Origin of the sequence: Amphritea sp. HPY (assembly GCF_050870985.1) — a bacterium.
In the GTDB taxonomy this organism is placed as follows: domain Bacteria; phylum Pseudomonadota; class Gammaproteobacteria; order Pseudomonadales; family Balneatricaceae; genus Amphritea.
In genome coordinates this window covers 4270205-4284812 of record NZ_CP194015.1, presented here as the reverse complement: position 1 = coordinate 4284812, position 14608 = coordinate 4270205, and the positions used below count along the sequence as shown (strand labels likewise).

The 14608-nt window shown below is 51.7% G+C and carries 14 protein-coding genes; 4 read left to right on the top strand and 10 right to left on the bottom strand.

Features of this window, described 5'->3' with window-relative positions; translation table 11 throughout:
- Positions 1–20 precede the first annotated feature (20 nt).
- Genes ACQUQM_RS19020 through prlC form a run of 3 tightly spaced genes read right to left on the bottom strand, consistent with a single transcriptional unit; the run spans position 21 to position 2938 of the window.
- The gene (locus ACQUQM_RS19020) at positions 21–608 is read right to left on the bottom strand and encodes a DNA-3-methyladenine glycosylase I (RefSeq protein ID WP_432471451.1); all 588 of its coding nucleotides are present in this window, start codon (positions 606–608) and stop codon (positions 21–23) included.
- 23 nt (positions 609–631) lie between these two features.
- Positions 632–889 (bottom strand): YheV family putative zinc ribbon protein, encoded by a 258-nt coding sequence (locus ACQUQM_RS19015; protein WP_432471450.1) that lies wholly within the window; start codon positions 887–889, stop codon positions 632–634.
- Positions 890–901: 12 nt separating this feature from the next.
- A complete protein-coding gene (prlC, locus tag ACQUQM_RS19010) occupies positions 902–2938 on the bottom strand; it encodes an oligopeptidase A (RefSeq protein WP_432471449.1) in 2037 nt (678 codons plus the stop codon).
- 172 nt (positions 2939–3110) lie between these two features.
- On the opposite strand from prlC, the gene ACQUQM_RS19005 reads away from it, so the two are divergent.
- Entirely contained in the window at positions 3111–3653 is a 543-nt protein-coding gene (locus ACQUQM_RS19005) for a gamma carbonic anhydrase family protein (RefSeq protein WP_432471448.1), read from the top strand.
- 255 nt (positions 3654–3908) lie between these two features.
- Here the strand turns inward: ACQUQM_RS19005 and ACQUQM_RS19000 are convergent, their stop codons facing one another.
- The 7 genes from ACQUQM_RS19000 to ACQUQM_RS18970 form a co-directional block, all read right to left on the bottom strand.
- Positions 3909–6284 (bottom strand): Lon protease family protein, encoded by a 2376-nt coding sequence (locus tag ACQUQM_RS19000; RefSeq protein ID WP_432471447.1) that lies wholly within the window; start codon positions 6282–6284, stop codon positions 3909–3911.
- Between the two features lie 147 nt (positions 6285–6431).
- Positions 6432–7265 carry a shikimate dehydrogenase gene (aroE, locus tag ACQUQM_RS18995; protein WP_432471446.1) on the bottom strand — a complete coding sequence of 278 codons (834 nt, stop codon included), beginning with the start codon at positions 7263–7265 and terminating at the stop codon, positions 6432–6434.
- A 2-nt stretch (positions 7266–7267) separates the two neighbouring features.
- Positions 7268–8182, bottom strand: a complete 915-nt coding sequence (hemF, locus tag ACQUQM_RS18990; protein ID WP_432474846.1) for an oxygen-dependent coproporphyrinogen oxidase — start codon at positions 8180–8182, stop codon at positions 7268–7270.
- Positions 8183–8235: 53 nt separating this feature from the next.
- Positions 8236–8793: an L-threonylcarbamoyladenylate synthase gene (locus ACQUQM_RS18985; RefSeq protein WP_432471445.1), complete on the bottom strand. Its 558-nt coding sequence runs from the start codon at positions 8791–8793 to the stop codon at positions 8236–8238.
- 5 nt (positions 8794–8798) lie between these two features.
- Entirely contained in the window at positions 8799–9311 is a 513-nt protein-coding gene (gene purE / locus ACQUQM_RS18980) for a 5-(carboxyamino)imidazole ribonucleotide mutase (protein WP_432471444.1), read from the bottom strand.
- Between the two features lie 130 nt (positions 9312–9441).
- Positions 9442–10551, bottom strand: a complete 1110-nt coding sequence (dprA, locus tag ACQUQM_RS18975) for a DNA-processing protein DprA (RefSeq protein ID WP_432471443.1) — start codon at positions 10549–10551, stop codon at positions 9442–9444.
- Between the two features lie 38 nt (positions 10552–10589).
- Positions 10590–11633 carry a LysM peptidoglycan-binding domain-containing protein gene (locus tag ACQUQM_RS18970; protein ID WP_432471442.1) on the bottom strand — a complete coding sequence of 348 codons (1044 nt, stop codon included), beginning with the start codon at positions 11631–11633 and terminating at the stop codon, positions 10590–10592.
- Positions 11634–11777: 144 nt separating this feature from the next.
- Between ACQUQM_RS18970 and def the strand changes: the two genes are divergently transcribed.
- The 3 genes from def to rsmB are packed head-to-tail and all read left to right on the top strand — an operon-like array spanning position 11778 to position 14600.
- On the top strand, positions 11778–12284 hold the full coding sequence (gene def, locus ACQUQM_RS18965; RefSeq protein ID WP_432471441.1) for a peptide deformylase: 507 nt from the start codon (positions 11778–11780) through the stop codon (positions 12282–12284).
- A gap of 9 nt (positions 12285–12293) precedes the next feature.
- Positions 12294–13253 carry a methionyl-tRNA formyltransferase gene (fmt, locus tag ACQUQM_RS18960; RefSeq protein ID WP_432471440.1) on the top strand — a complete coding sequence of 320 codons (960 nt, stop codon included), beginning with the start codon at positions 12294–12296 and terminating at the stop codon, positions 13251–13253.
- Positions 13254–13259: 6 nt separating this feature from the next.
- A complete protein-coding gene (gene rsmB, locus ACQUQM_RS18955; RefSeq protein WP_432471439.1) occupies positions 13260–14600 on the top strand; it encodes a 16S rRNA (cytosine(967)-C(5))-methyltransferase RsmB in 1341 nt (446 codons plus the stop codon).
- Positions 14601–14608: the final 8 nt, after the last annotated feature.

Genomic DNA, 14608 nt, shown 5'->3' with positions numbered 1-14608 from the left:
AAACCCAGCAGCAACCGGAGCTAAAGACTAAACTGAGCACCTAATTCGCTGCATGGCTGGTAGCGCAGGCAGCTGACTTCATGGTCGTTAACCATTCCGGTGGCCTGCATGTAGGCATAGCAGATAGTCGGGCCGACGAAGTTCATACCAGCCTTTTTCAGCGCTTTACTCATCGCCTTTGACTGTTCGGTTTCCGCTGGCACTTCGCTGAGCGATTGCCTGCTATTCTGCACCGGCTGACCATCGACAAACTGCCAGATATAGTTGGCAAAGCTACCATGCTTAGCCTGCAGCTCAAGAAAAGCCTGCGCGCTGCGTACCGACGACTCAACCTTCAGCCGGTTACGCACGATGCCCGGATCCAGCAACATCTGTTCGATCTTATTCTGATCGAAGGCTGCTACAGTAGCTGGGTCAAAACCCTCGTACTGATGGCTGTAGCCCGGCCTTTTTTGCAAAATCGTACGCCAGCTCAAGCCCGCCTGTGCGCTCTCCAGTATCAGATACTCAAACAGCTGCTGATCATCGGTCTGGGGCACGCCCCAGACCTGATCATGGTATTCCTGCTCCAGCTCGGTAGCCTGAGCCCAGGCACAACGCTGACACATAGCAGATCCCTCTGAACGGACTTTTAGTGCTTGGTACTGGATGGATTTGAGACAAAGTTAAGCGGCTGAGCTGGCTCCAGCTCAACCTTGCCAGCCCGGTTGACCCGGGTTTCCAGCTCGCTGTCTGGCTGATCAGAGCCATCCATCGCCATCGAATCACTGAAATCACAGCGTACGCACTCACGATGTTCACGACCATCTGCACGATGCATTTTCAGGCTATCCATCTCGCCGCAACGGGGACATACCGCACCGGCTATAAAGCGTTTTACAACAGTCATCTTATTTCTCAATTATTCAGTTATACCACTGTGGCGCAGCAGCGCATCAACTTCCGGCTCACGACCGCGGAAAGCAATAAACAGCTCCATCGGCTCTTTTGAGCCTCCCATCTCCAGAATCTGCTGGCGGAAATCCTGTCCGGTTGCAGTATTAAAAATGCCTTCCTCTTCAAAGCGGGAGAAAGCATCTGCAGACAGCACCTCAGCCCATTTATAGCTGTAATAGCCTGCCGCATAGCCGCCGGCAAAGATATGGCTGAAACTGTGCTGGAAACGGTTGAAAGCAGGGGGCTTAACCACCGATACCCGATCACGAATACGATCCAGCACATCCTGCACCACAGTATCGCCGGCTTTAAATTCACGGTGCAGCTGGAAATCAAACAGCGAGAATTCCAGCTGACGCACCATCATCATACCGGACTGGAAGTTCTTTGCCGCCAGCATCTTGTCTAACATCGCCTGGGGCAGGGTTTCTCCACTCTGATAATGACCAGAGATCAACGCTAACGCTTCCGGCTCATAGCACCAATTTTCCAGGAACTGACTTGGCAGCTCGACCGCATCCCAGGCAACGCCGTTAATGCCACTGACATCCGCGTATTCGATCCGGGTCAGCATATGGTGCAGGCCATGGCCAAACTCATGGAACAGGGTGGTCACTTCATTGTGGGTCAGCAGGGCAGGGTCATCGCCCACCGGCGGGTTAAAGTTACATACCAGATAAGCTACCGGCAACTGCAGGGAACCGTCATCCAGGCGACGACGCACCCGGCAATCATCCATCCAGGCACCGCCGCGTTTCTTAGCCCGGGCAAACGGATCAAGGAAGAAGCGGGCAATAGGCTGACCATCACGTAAAACATTGAATAGACGCGCGTCCTGATGCCAACTATCGAACTGCTCGACCTCTTGAATCTCGATATCGAATAACTTACCGGTCACCTGGAACAGGCCATCCAGCACTTTCGGCATCGGAAAATACGGACGTAGCTCTTCCTGAGAGATCTCATAGCGGGCGTGCTTCAGCTTCTCGCCAAAGTAGGTTAGATCCCAGGCATCCAACTCAGTCTGGCCATATTCCTCAAGCGCAAAGCCCTGCAGTTCCTGATATTCCTTACGGGCAATAGGACGGCTCTTTTCCGCAAGATCGTCGAGGAAGCTGATCACCTGATCCGGCGTTTCCGCCATCTTAGTGGCGAGGCTGTATTCCGAATAGTTTTCGAAGTCTAACAGTTGCGCCAGCTCCTCCCGCAGCGTCAGGATCTGCTCCATCAGCGGCGTATTATCCCACTTACCCGCATTCGGCCCCTGATCAGAAGCCCGGGTCGCAAAAGCGGTATAAATTTCACGCCGCAGATCACGATTATCGGCATAGGTAATAACCGCAAAATAGGATGGAAAATCCAGTGTTATCAACCAACCCTCTTCTCCTTTAGCTTCGGCCAGTTGCTTGGCGGCAGCCAAAGCGCTATCCGGTAGTCCAGCCAGCTCAGCCTGATCGGTGATCAGCTTGCTCCACCCGTCGGTGGCATCCATTACGTTTTCAGAGAACTTTGTGGTCAGCTCAGACAGCTTCTGCTGCAACTCGCCATAGCGCTTCTTAGCATCGTCTTCCAGAGCGATACCAGACAGACGGAAATCACGCAGCGTGTTATCTATCACTTTCTGTTGTGCCGTATCAAGCTGCTGGTAAGCATCGCTGTTGGCCAGGGTCTGATACGCCTGATACAGGCCCTGATGCTGGCCCATTTCGGTCCAGAACTGAGACAGCTTCGGCAGACAGGCGTTATACGCATCACGCAGCTCATCACTGTTCACCACCGCATTCATATGGGACACCGGTGACCATGCCTGCGCCAGACAATCATTACTCTGCTCTAGCGGCGCGACCAGATTGTTCCAATCCGGCTGCGTTACATTTTTCATCACCTCTGCCACTGCCGCCCGACAGTCGGCCAGCAGCTGGTCAATGGCAGGCTCAACCTGTTCCGGCTTAATCGCACTGAAGGGGGGTAGCAGATTGCTTAGCAGCAGAGGATTAGACATGAAAAACTCCTGACAAATCGATAAAAAATGGCCCTTAGTGGATCGTTGTAATACGGCCTAATGGCTTAATAGATGGGGCTGAAACCACTGTTTTCAATCGCCGCTATCGGCTTTTAAGCATAACTGCGTTTATTATAGGGGCATCACCGACATTTCCAGATGAGACCTACGTATGAATATCCGTACCTACCAGAACATGACACCTAAACTTGGCAACGCAGTATTTGTTGATCCCAGCGCCGTAGTACTGGGTGATGTCGAACTGGGCGATGACGTTTCCATCTGGCCATTAACCGTAATCCGCGGCGATATGCACCGCATCCGTATCGGTAGTCGCACCAGCGTCCAGGATGGTTCAGTCCTGCATATCACCCACGCCGGCCCGTTCAACCCGGACGGTTTCCCACTGATCATCGGTGACGACGTAACTATCGGCCATCAGGCGATGCTGCACGGTTGCACCATCGGCAGCCGGGTCTTAGTCGGTATGGGCGCTATGGTTATGGACGGCGCAATAGTAGAAGACGACGTCATCATCGGTGCCGGCAGCCTGGTACCGCCTGGCAAGACTCTGAAAAGCGGCCACCTCTACGTCGGCCGCCCGGTTAAAGAGGTACGGGAACTTACTGAAAAAGAGATGGACTTTTTTACCTATACGGCGGGGAATTATGTGAAATTGAAGGATAATCATTTGGCTGAGGGTTATGCGGAATAAACGGTAAGTGGCTAGAACGCGGCTGCGCCGCTCGCTAGACCGCCGAACAAGTTCGGCTAGCTAGTCGCTAGAAAAAGCATTCCCGCTTAGCGGGAACAAATAATTTTTTCACGCTACATTTGTTGGGCTTCGTTTCACTCAGACCAACCTACAATTCTTACAACGTTCTGTAGTTAAGCCAACTTAATACCCTGATTAAGAAGGCTTTTTCTAGCCACTAGCAGCGCGAAGCGCGGTCTAGCTACTCGCCATTTATCAAGCCTTTGCTTTCGCGATTTCGCGGAGTCGTTTAACCACGTGCGCATTAACTGACCGCTGCGTGAAAGTGCCATCTTCCTTGAGCTGGCCGGCTTTGCGGCCCATCAGCAGCTCAAGGCACTGATCGACCGTCGCCACCGCATGAATACTGAACTGGCCTTCAGCTACGGCATCAACTACTTCTCGCTTCAGCATCAGGTTACGTACGTTGGCCTGGGGGATGATCACCCCTTGCGAGCCGGTTAATCCACGGGTGTTACAAAGGTTAAAGAAGCCTTCAATCTTCTCATTTACACCGCCGATCGCCTGTACCTCTCCATACTGGTTGATCGAGCCGGTAATCGCATATTGCTGTTTAATCGGAATATGGATCAGCGCAGAGATCAATGTACATATCTCTGCCATCGAGGCGCTATCGCCGTCGACATAACCATAAGATTGTTCCAAAGCGATACTGGCTGAAAGGGTAAGTGGAAAGTCCTGTGTATATTTATGCCCCAGGTAACCGGACAGAATCAGCACCCCTTTAGAATGAATCGGCTGGCCCAGGGCTACCTCCCGTTCAATATCAACGATCCCCCTGTTTCCAGGATGCACGGTAGCGGTGATTCGAGCCGGGAAACCAAAGGAGACATCACCAACCCCCAGCACGGTAAGACCGTTACACTTACCTACAGCTTCGCCTTCAGTATCGATCAATACTGTCTGGTTAAGGATGCTATCGAGGATCTTCGAGGAGATCCGGCTGGTACGGCGCTCCTTGGCTTGCAGGGCCATCTCTACATGCTGATCGTTTATCAGCTCGTCTTTATGCTTAATGCGCTTATAGTCAGCCTCACAGAGCAGATCCACCAGCTCTCCAACATGGGCAGACAACAGTTCCTGATCTTCGGTCTGACGCGAACTATGCTCCACCAGACGAGCCACTGCCTGACGATTAAGCGGTGCCAATCCCTCTTCATCGGCCAGGGTCTTCATTAATCGGGCATAGTTGCGAATCGCCGCAGGATCACGTTTAACATCTTCGTCGAAGTCCACCACCACGCGGAACATCTTCTCGAAGTCATGATCCAGCTCCTGCAGCAGATAATAGGTTTCCCGGGTGCCGATCAATACCACTTTAACACTGAGGGGGATCGATTCCGGAGCCAGGGTTATCGTGCCCATACCCGTCATTTCGCTCATCGGATTTTCAATACGGATCTCATGGGATTTCAGGGCCCGTTTCAGGGCACCGTAAACAAACGGCTGCTCCAGCAGCTTCTCCGATTCCAGTACCAGATAACCTCCATTTGCCCGGTGCAGCGCACCGGAGCGGATCAGTTGAAAGTTGGTACTGAGGGAACCCATTTCAGAGTTATATTCGACCCGGCCGAACAGGTTGTCATACGTAGGGTGGGTCTCAAACACCACCGGCGCGCCTTTAGTTTTCTGATTATCGACTATCAGGTTTACACCGTAGGTATTCTCCATATACTGACGACGTGCTGAATCAGTAGGGGCTTCATTGGGCTTATCGTCGCCAATGATATCCAGTGCGTTCTTAACGATACTGGTTTCCAGCTCAACCAGATAATCCGGCACGCCGGAATTACTGTGATACTTTTCCCGTAACGGCTGAATCAGTGGTGATATAGCCTGCCGGGCGGTATCCCGATCCAACCCCTTCATCTTATCGCCAGCTTCCCGACGCCACTTAGGCAGGCTCGCCAGCTCTTCATTCAGATAATCTTCCAGCCGGGCAATATTACTGGTGAACTCATCCCGTATCTCTTCTGATAGCTGAGAAAAAGCGGCTTCATCCATACCCTGACCATCGGCAACCGGCGTAAAGCCGATACTGCCGGCATCCCGGTATAGGGCGATACTGTGATCCCGAGCCAGACTATCGACCTTCTCAATCGCCTGGTCGTACATACGGTTGAAATCCCGATCCACCTTACTTTTCTTACGCTGGTATGACGGGCTTTCAAAAGCGGCTGGCAATTCAGTGAGAATACCTTCGATCAGATGCTTGATATCCCGTTTAAATTGCCAGGCTTTACCGGCGGGCAACTGGATGACCACAGGCTTGCGGCTTTCCGAAAGATTATTCAGGTAACACCAATCTCTGGTTTTTTTCAGTTCTTTCTTGGCGATCGCCTTGAGACTATCGATCGCGAAGGAGAAGCGCCCTGTATGGGGGTTGCCCATAACAAACATGTTGTAGCCGGGGCGTTTCATGCCGATACCGAACTCCATCGCTTCCACGGCTCGTTCCTGGCCAAAGAAACCGGTATAAGGCTCCAGGGTCTCGGTGGTTTTGAAAGGCAGTAGTTCGGTGTTGCAGTGACGGTAAAGCTGGTCGGGGGAGAGTCGGGTCTCTTTTTCCATAACGGCTTAATCCTGCGTCGATGAGAGATCGGCTCAGGAGGTCGTAAGAAAACGACTAGGCTCGCTGCGTTTTCATACAGCCTCTCAGAGGGCTTTAACTAGTTATAACCCCCTGAGACAACAGGCGCAAGAACGGATTGCAATGGCTTATTTTTTAGCCAGCAGTTGATGTCTAAGCTCTTGAATTACTTCGGAAGTATCCGGGCGGATCCCACGCCATAGAGAGAACGACTCCGCCGCCTGCTCAACCAGCATACCGAGCCCGTCCAGCGCCTTGTCTGCGCCATGATCCAGTGCCCAGAGATTAAACGCAGTTGGCTTAGCGCCATACATCATATCGTAGCACCAGGCGCCGCTCTTAAGCAGATCATCGGGCAGGGGAGGGACTTCGCCCTGAAGGCTGGCGGCGGTGCCGTTTATCACCAGATCAAACTGCTGACCTTGCAGATCAGCAAAGCTACAGGCTTCGATATCACCATAGTCGGCAAACAGCTCGGCCAGTGCCTCTGCTCTGGACAGCGTACGGTTAGCGATGACCAACCGGCCAGGCTGTTGCGCCAGAATAGGTTCCAATACACCCCGTACGGCACCTCCGGCACCCAATATCAGCAGCGTCTTACCTCGGATCTCGCCGCCATGATTGACGGTTATATCGGTAACCAGGCCAACGCCGTCTGTGTTGTCACCACACAGCTCTCCCTGAGTGTTGCGGTAAAGTGTATTAACTGCTCCGGCCAGCTTCGCTCGGGCTGAATGCTGCTGTGCTAATGCCCAGGCCTCTTCCTTGAACGGAATCGTTACATTGAGCCCTTTGCCAGCCCCATCGAGAAAGTTATCCACAGCCTCATCAAAACCATCTTCCGCGACAAGAATTGCATCATACTTCAACGCTTCAGAGGTCTGACGGGCAAATGCGGTGTGAATCAGCGGTGACTTGGAATGCATGATCGGATTACCGAATACCGCGTAGCGATCAGTCATTATCAAGCCTCCAGCCAGTTACGTGGCTTGAGATAGATATCGTATAGCTCAGCTTCTTCACTACCCGGTTCAGGCTTCCAGTCATAACCCCAGCGTACTTCCGGTGGCAAAGACATCAGAATCGACTCAGTCCGACCGCCGGACTGTAAACCAAATAAAGTACCGCGGTCATAGACCAGATTGAATTCTACATAGCGCCCCCGACGGTGCAGCTGGAAATCCCGTTGACGTTCGCCATAAGGGTGGTCTTTGCGCTTCTCGATAATCGGACAGTATGCCGGAGCATAACTGTCACCGATGGAACGCATCAGAGCGAAACTCTGATCAAAGCCCAATTCATTCAGGTCATCAAAAAATAAGCCACCGACACCACGGGGCTCATCCCGGTGTTTCAGATGGAAATACTCATCACACCAGATTTTGAAACGCGAATAGATATCATCGCCAAAAGGATCGCAGGCATCCTTAGCCGATTGATGCCAGGCACGACAATCATCCTCATTGCCATAGTAAGGGGTCAGGTCAAAGCCGCCGCCAAACCACCAAACCGGATCTTCACCCTCTTTTTCGGCGATAAAGAAACGTACATTGGCATGGGAAGTAGGGATGTATGGGTTGTGCGGATGGATAACCAGAGAAACCCCCATCGCCTGGAAATCCCGCCCGGCCAGTTCCGGTCGATGTGCGGTAGCCGAAGCGGGTAATTTATTACCGAAAACATGAGAAAAGTTAACCCCGCCTTTCTCAATCACAGCACCATTTGCGATTACCCGGGTTCGGCCACCACCTCCGGCCTCACGGTCCCAGGCATCCTCTTCGAAGCGCGCTGAGCCATCGGCTTGTTCTAAGGCTTTACAGATTCGGTCTTGCAGATCCAGCAGGTAACTTTTAACCGATTCGATATCCGGAACCGACATATTTACACCCATTTTTTCAGCCCTGTCAGCAAACACTAACAGAAATTATTATGTTAAATTCGTACCGGCTTATCATTACCCAACGTTAAGATCTGGGTCGGTCGGGACAGCTGACCTAACTTACCAGGCACGATAGTAGAAACTACGCGCTTGAAGTGAATACTAACTTTCAGTTTATCTCTTGCGGGAAGCTTATCTGAATAGTTAGCCGATGTAGACACAATCATCGATCCAAACTCTTCACACAGCTCTTTTACCAGATAGTGATCACTTACTCTCACCGCTACAGAGGGATGATTTCCTTTTACCCATACTGGAATAAGGTCATCAGGGTCCGGAAGAATCCAGGTTACCGGGCCAGGCCAGCTAGCGGTTACTCTGGCTCTTTGCTCTGCTGTAAGGTTAGCAAGAAGAGGCTCAACCTGCTGCAAGCTTGATGCGACTAAAATAAGCCCTTTATGCATCGGTCGGCGTTTTATTTTAAGAAGATGTTTGACTGCAGTTTGATTGAAAGGGTCACAGCCAAGACCCCAGACAGCTTCAGTTGGATAGGCGATAACACCACCCTGGTGCATCGCCCTGGCTGCCTGACGGATATGCCACCAGCCCATAGCGATTAGATTTCGCCGTTAGCCAGTTTTTCCTGCAGAGCTGCGTCTTTAGCAATAACCGCATCGGTGTTCGCCAGACGTTCAGCCTTGATACGTTCTGCCAGTTCAGCATCCTGTACCGCTACGATCTGCGCCGCCAGGTAAGCCGCGTTTTTCGCGCCGGCTTTACCGATAGCAACTGTAGCAACCGGGATACCACCAGGCATCTGTACGGTAGACAGCAGTGCATCCAGACCATCCAGAGAAGATTCAATCGGTACACCGATAACAGGCTTAGTAGTATTAGCTGCTACTGCTCCCGCTAAGTGTGCTGCCATACCTGCTGCACAGATAAACGCTACAGCACCACGCTGATCAGCATCTTTAACGTAATCATGGGTCTGAACCGGTGTACGGTGCGCAGAACTTACCTTCATTTCAAAAGGTACGTTCAGGGAACGCAGGATGTCGGCAGAAGCCTTCATGATTGGCAGGTCCGAGTCTGAACCCATAAGAATAGCTACAAATGGTTTTGTCATGATTCTCTTCTAAAAAATGAAGTTGATCGGGAAGGTTGGCAAAGTACTGGAAAACTGATCAAGTTTCAACCACACAACGGTATGGTTTTTCTATCTGAAAGGTCAGATTTTTCTATCACTTTTTACCACTCTATATTAAACGCAGATAGCCTTCGGACCTCTTTTCAATATAGTTATTCAGTTCCATCCCCACCAACTGAGAGATCAGTTCAGCAGTGGGTTTAGAACTTCGTTCAATCAACTGTTCCAGAGAACAAAGCTCATAGCCCATCAATTCAAGTAACCAGGCATCGGCGTCTGATATGGGCAAGGTGTCACTCTCATCCATCTGCTCTTCCAGCTCATAGCCACCGAGCAGGGCACCCAGCTGTTCCAAAATATGCCCGACCGTCTCAACCAGTACCGCCCCCTCTCTGATCAGAGCATGGCAACCATGGCTTTGCGGATTATTCAGCGCGCCGGGCAGAGCAAACACCTCTCGTCCCTGCTGTAGTGCCTGCCTGGCCGTAATCAGTGAGCCGCTTCTGCAGGCCGCTTCGACAACCAGTACACCCGCACTCAGGCCACTGATAATACGATTACGCCGCGGGAAATTATGCGCCAAAGGAGCTGTCGCTAACGGATACTCACTGACCAGAGCGCCTCCGGCAGCAAGAATTGCATCCGCCAGCCCGCTATGACGCCGTGGATAGATGCGATCAACGCCCGATCCCATAACGGCAATGGTAGGCAGATTAAGCGCTACAGCTCCGCTGTGTGCCGCGCCGTCAACCCCCAGGGCTAAGCCACTGGTTATCGTCAATCCCGCCTCTGATAGTGCTCTGGAGAAGTTTTCAGCGTGCTGCAAGCCACTGACGCTGGCATTGCGACTGCCAACAATTGCAATCTGGGGGTAACACAGTCGTTGTACCGCACCGGTGACATAAAGAAGTAACGGCGGATCGGCGATCTCACGCAGCATCTGCGGATAATCCTGATCATCAAAACAGATCAGGTGATTATCGGAACATTGCAGCCAGTTATCCACCTGCAGCAGATATTTACGGATATTGCCGTGCTCACCGTTGTAATCTGATATCGCCTGCAATGTACGCAGAGGCAGATTAAAGGTTTTTAAGATATCAGGATCCGCCTGCAGAACAGCAGTCGGTGAAGTAAAGCTCTGTATCAGCTTATGCGCAGTGATAGTTCCAACGCCGGGCAGCATACTTAATGTCACCCAATCCTTATAATCTGACATGGACACTCCCTGTCCATCGACTGTTTCTGACCTGGCGATTAACTCGGATTACGAATCTCATCGCCGATTGAAATAACATCTGTCGCCTTAAGGATCAGCGCGTAGCTGACCTTCTCATAGGCCTTAAACACCATCATCAAACCGGATTTTTCAGCCGGCAGGGTGATCAGTTCTTTAGTCATCGGATCTTTAAGCGTCTCTCCCGCACGCAGGATAGACAATACATGACCAGGCTCCAGCCCCTCACGTTGACCCTGATTAATCGCGACTACGTCATACTGACCCGCCTGACGCACGCCCCGCAATACAGACAGGATCTGCCCATCAACCTCGACTACCGGCTCCGCCGGGTAAAAAATTGACTGCACCGCTTCTTCCTGTGACGGATAGACACGATCCAGAGCTGAAACCTCTTCGCGTGTCTTACGCAGATCCAGGGTCATAATATCGTTCTGCCGTGATGCCACGACCGCATCACCGATCTTAAACATTTCAAAACCAAGATGCTCGTCGGTCACCGGATCGACATATTCCCGGGCCGGGCGATAGATATTTTGAAAATGAAAGTCTTCTACCAACTCACCCCTGGCGTATACCCGATCACCCGCGCCAGCAACAATCCGGTTATTGGTACTGCCAACAATATAAGGCGCGGCCTGAAGCTCATCACTGTTCATGACAATATTATCGGTAAGAAAACTGATGATATCTTTCAGGGGAATAGCCGGAATCGCATCATGTAAAGGTGATACTTTCGCTCGGGGCCGAAGCTTAACGATACCATCATTAAGCATCAGGCGTGGCTGGCCATTGACCCACTTCAGGGTGATCACATCGCCAGGGTAGATCAGATGAGGATTATCTATTTGCGGGTTAAATCCCCACAACTGCGGCCATTTCCAAGGAGTCTGCAGGAACATGCCGGAAATATCCCATAAGGTATCCCCTTTAACAACGACATGCTGCTTCGGATGATTTTCCTGTAGCACCAGCGTGTCACTTCGCACTTCAGCCTGGGCGGGGGATAACAGCATCCAGCAAACCGCAAAACCGCTGAGTAAACTACTAACAAGTCGTTTCATTCTTCAAATCCTTGTCTTAGACCGCTGAAATTTTAGGAGTCTATAACAGTATCGGCAATGCAAAGCGCATCTATATCAGTATAATAGGTTGATTATCAATTCTAGTGCGCCCTTTTTTCAACCTTTTCTTTATATATTGCGACTATGGCATTACTTCCTATTCTTGAATTTCCCGATCCACGACTTCGCACTGTTGCCGAACCGGTAACCGAGTTTAATGATGAACTTCGCCAGCTGGTCAAGGATATGTTCGAAACCATGTACGATGCTCCAGGTATCGGCCTTGCTGCTACGCAGATCAACGTTCACCAGCGTATCATCACTATCGACACCTCTGAAGAGAAGAACGAACCTCTGGTGGTAATTAATCCCCAGTTTGAGGTTCTGGCCGGTGAAACCGAGAAAATGCAGGAAGGCTGCCTCTCTGTACCCGGCTTCTACGAAGATGTCGTACGCCCGAACAAAGTACGCCTGACCGCGCAGGATGAGCACGGCGAGAGCTACACTCTGGAAGCCGATGATCTGCTGGCGGTGTGTATCCAGCATGAGATTGACCATCTGGATGGCAAGCTGTTCGTTGATTACCTGTCACCACTGAAGCGTAATCGCATCCGCAGCAAACTCGAAAAACAGCATCGTCAACTGGCCTAAGTATTCTAAATGTCTGATTCTGCAAATAAATTGCGTATTCTATTCGCTGGCACGCCCGACTTTGCCGCCGCCAACCTGCAGGCTCTGTTAGATGCCGGCCATGAGGTGATCGGTGTCTATACTCAGCCGGACCGTCCGGCAGGGCGGGGGCGTAAACTAACTCCAAGCCCGGTTAAAAAAGTCGCGCTCAAGCATCAACTGCCCGTTTACCAGCCGCTCAATTTTAAGCAGCAAGAAGACCGCCAACAACTGGCCGAACTGCAAGCTGACCTGATGATTGTAGTTGCCTATGGGTTACTGCTGCCTAAGGCAGTGCTTGATGCTCCGCGCCTGGGCTGTATCAACGTACACGCCTCACTGCTGCCTCGCTGGCGGGGTGCTGCGCCGATCCACCGCTCCCTGCTTGCCGGCGACAGTGAAACCGGCGTCACTATTATGCAGATGGATGAAGGTCTGGACACCGGCGCGATGTTGCTTAAAAAGCCATGCCCTATTACAGCCAACGAAACCAGTGGTGATCTGCACGACAAATTGGCCCTGATAGGCGCAGAAGCATTATTGCAAAGCCTGCCAGGCATAGCTGATCAGACGATCAGCCATGAGCAGCAGGATGACTCACTAGCCTGTTACGCACATAAGCTTGAAAAAGCGGAAGGCGAGATCAACTGGAATCGCCCGGCGGCAGATATCGCCCTGCAGATTCGCGGACTGTCACCCTGGCCGGTTGCTTATACCAGCCTGGACGGTTCCACTATGCGAGTATGGCTCGCAGAAACGACCGGGCAGGACAGTACTAATACAATGCCCGGGCAGGTAATCGCCACCGATAAAAAAGCGATCTATGTTGCCTGTGCTGACAAAGCTCTAAAATTACTTAAAATTCAACTGCCTGGCAGCAAGGCAATGGATACCTCTGCGGTATTAAACGCCAAACGTGAGTTATTTGCTGACGGCACCCAACTGGGTTAATTCAACATGAAAATCCGCGCCATAGCAGCCAGAACCCTGGCTCCGGTGATTGCCCGTAAAGAATCCCTGAATACAGCCCTGCCTAAAGGGCTAACTAAAGTAACTGATCAGGAGCGGGCGCTGCTACAGCAGTTTTGCTATGGCGTAATGCGCTATTATCCCCGTCTTAACCTGCTCGCTAAACAGCTGCTGAAGAAACCTTTTAAAGACTATGACCGGGATCTGGAAGCGCTGGTGTTAATCGGTCTCTATCAGCTGTTGGAAATGCGCATTCCTCAGCATGCAGCGCTCAGCGAAACAGTCGAGGCGGCTACCGATCTGAACAAAGAGTGGGCCAAGGGCCTGCTCAATGCGGTTTTACGCCGGGTCCAAAGGGAACAGGATTCGCTGTATGAACAACTGGATAGCAATCCGGTCTTCCGTTACAACCACCCACAGTGGCTGATCGATAAACTCAGCCATAACTGGCCCGACCACTGGCAACAGATTCTCGAACAAAACAATCAGCATCCGCCAATGACATTGCGGGTAAACAGACACCGTATCAGCCGTGAAGAATACCTGCAGGAACTTGAAGAAGAGGGCATAGATGCCAGTGCTACCGCCTTTTCCGCCTCTGCTATCCAGCTAACCAGCCCCTGTGATGTAGGCCGCTTACCCGGTTTCGATGATGGCCTGGCCAGCGTGCAGGACGAAGCTGCGCAGCTGAGCGCTTACCTGCTCGACCTGAAACCGGGCCAGCGGGTACTGGACGCTTGTGCAGCCCCCGGCGGCAAACTCTGTCATATTCTCGAGCATCAGCCTGATCTGGATCATGTCACCGCTATCGAACTGGAGGATAATCGGGCGCTGCGTATCGATGAAAATCTCGATCGTTTACAGCTCGATGCTGAAGTTATCATTGCTGATGCCGCATCGGCAGACTGGTGGGATGGCCAGGCTTATGACCGAATTCTGGTTGATGCTCCCTGTTCCGCCAGCGGCGTAATCCGGCGCAACCCGGATATCAAGCATATGCGCCAGAGTGAAGACCTGAAAGTACTGGCCGATATACAGCTTAATATTCTGCAGAACTGCTGGCAGATGCTAACGCCCGGCGGCACGCTGGTATACGCAACCTGTTCGGTCTTTCCACAGGAGAATGAAAGGGTTGTGGCGCGCTTCCTGAAATTGCAGCACAATGCTAGTCATCAGCCAATTTCTGCAGACTGGGGCATAGAACGGCCGTTAGGCCGGCAACTGTTTCCACAGGCAGAAGGCCATGATGGTTTTTACTATGCGATACTGACCAAAAGTACTGTTCCGACCAACGACCAGAAACAGACAGAAAACCAGGATCAGAAGTAACCCGCAGG

What these genes read in the sequence shown, in the direction of transcription:
- dprA (WP_432471443.1), bottom strand. Translation starts at nt 10,551, where the DNA reads ATGTCAGATTATAAGGATTGGGTGACATTAAGTATGCTGCCCGGCGTT.
- purE (WP_432471444.1), bottom strand. Translation starts at nt 9,311, where the DNA reads ATGACAAAACCATTTGTAGCTATTCTTATGGGTTCAGACTCGGACCTG.
- prlC (WP_432471449.1), bottom strand. Translation starts at nt 2,938, where the DNA reads ATGTCTAATCCTCTGCTGCTAAGCAATCTGCTACCCCCCTTCAGTGCG.
- fmt (WP_432471440.1), top strand. Translation starts at nt 12,294, where the DNA reads ATGTCTGATTCTGCAAATAAATTGCGTATTCTATTCGCTGGCACGCCC.
- rsmB (WP_432471439.1), top strand. Translation starts at nt 13,260, where the DNA reads ATGAAAATCCGCGCCATAGCAGCCAGAACCCTGGCTCCGGTGATTGCC.
- hemF (WP_432474846.1), bottom strand. Translation starts at nt 8,182, where the DNA reads ATGTCGGTTCCGGATATCGAATCGGTTAAAAGTTACCTGCTGGATCTG.
- def (WP_432471441.1), top strand. Translation starts at nt 11,778, where the DNA reads ATGGCATTACTTCCTATTCTTGAATTTCCCGATCCACGACTTCGCACT.
- ACQUQM_RS19000 (WP_432471447.1), bottom strand. Translation starts at nt 6,284, where the DNA reads ATGGAAAAAGAGACCCGACTCTCCCCCGACCAGCTTTACCGTCACTGC.
- ACQUQM_RS19015 (WP_432471450.1), bottom strand. Translation starts at nt 889, where the DNA reads ATGACTGTTGTAAAACGCTTTATAGCCGGTGCGGTATGTCCCCGTTGC.
- ACQUQM_RS18970 (WP_432471442.1), bottom strand. Translation starts at nt 11,633, where the DNA reads ATGAAACGACTTGTTAGTAGTTTACTCAGCGGTTTTGCGGTTTGCTGG.
- ACQUQM_RS19020 (WP_432471451.1), bottom strand. Translation starts at nt 608, where the DNA reads ATGTGTCAGCGTTGTGCCTGGGCTCAGGCTACCGAGCTGGAGCAGGAA.
- ACQUQM_RS18985 (WP_432471445.1), bottom strand. Translation starts at nt 8,793, where the DNA reads ATGGGCTGGTGGCATATCCGTCAGGCAGCCAGGGCGATGCACCAGGGT.
- aroE (WP_432471446.1), bottom strand. Translation starts at nt 7,265, where the DNA reads ATGACTGATCGCTACGCGGTATTCGGTAATCCGATCATGCATTCCAAG.
- ACQUQM_RS19005 (WP_432471448.1), top strand. Translation starts at nt 3,111, where the DNA reads ATGAATATCCGTACCTACCAGAACATGACACCTAAACTTGGCAACGCA.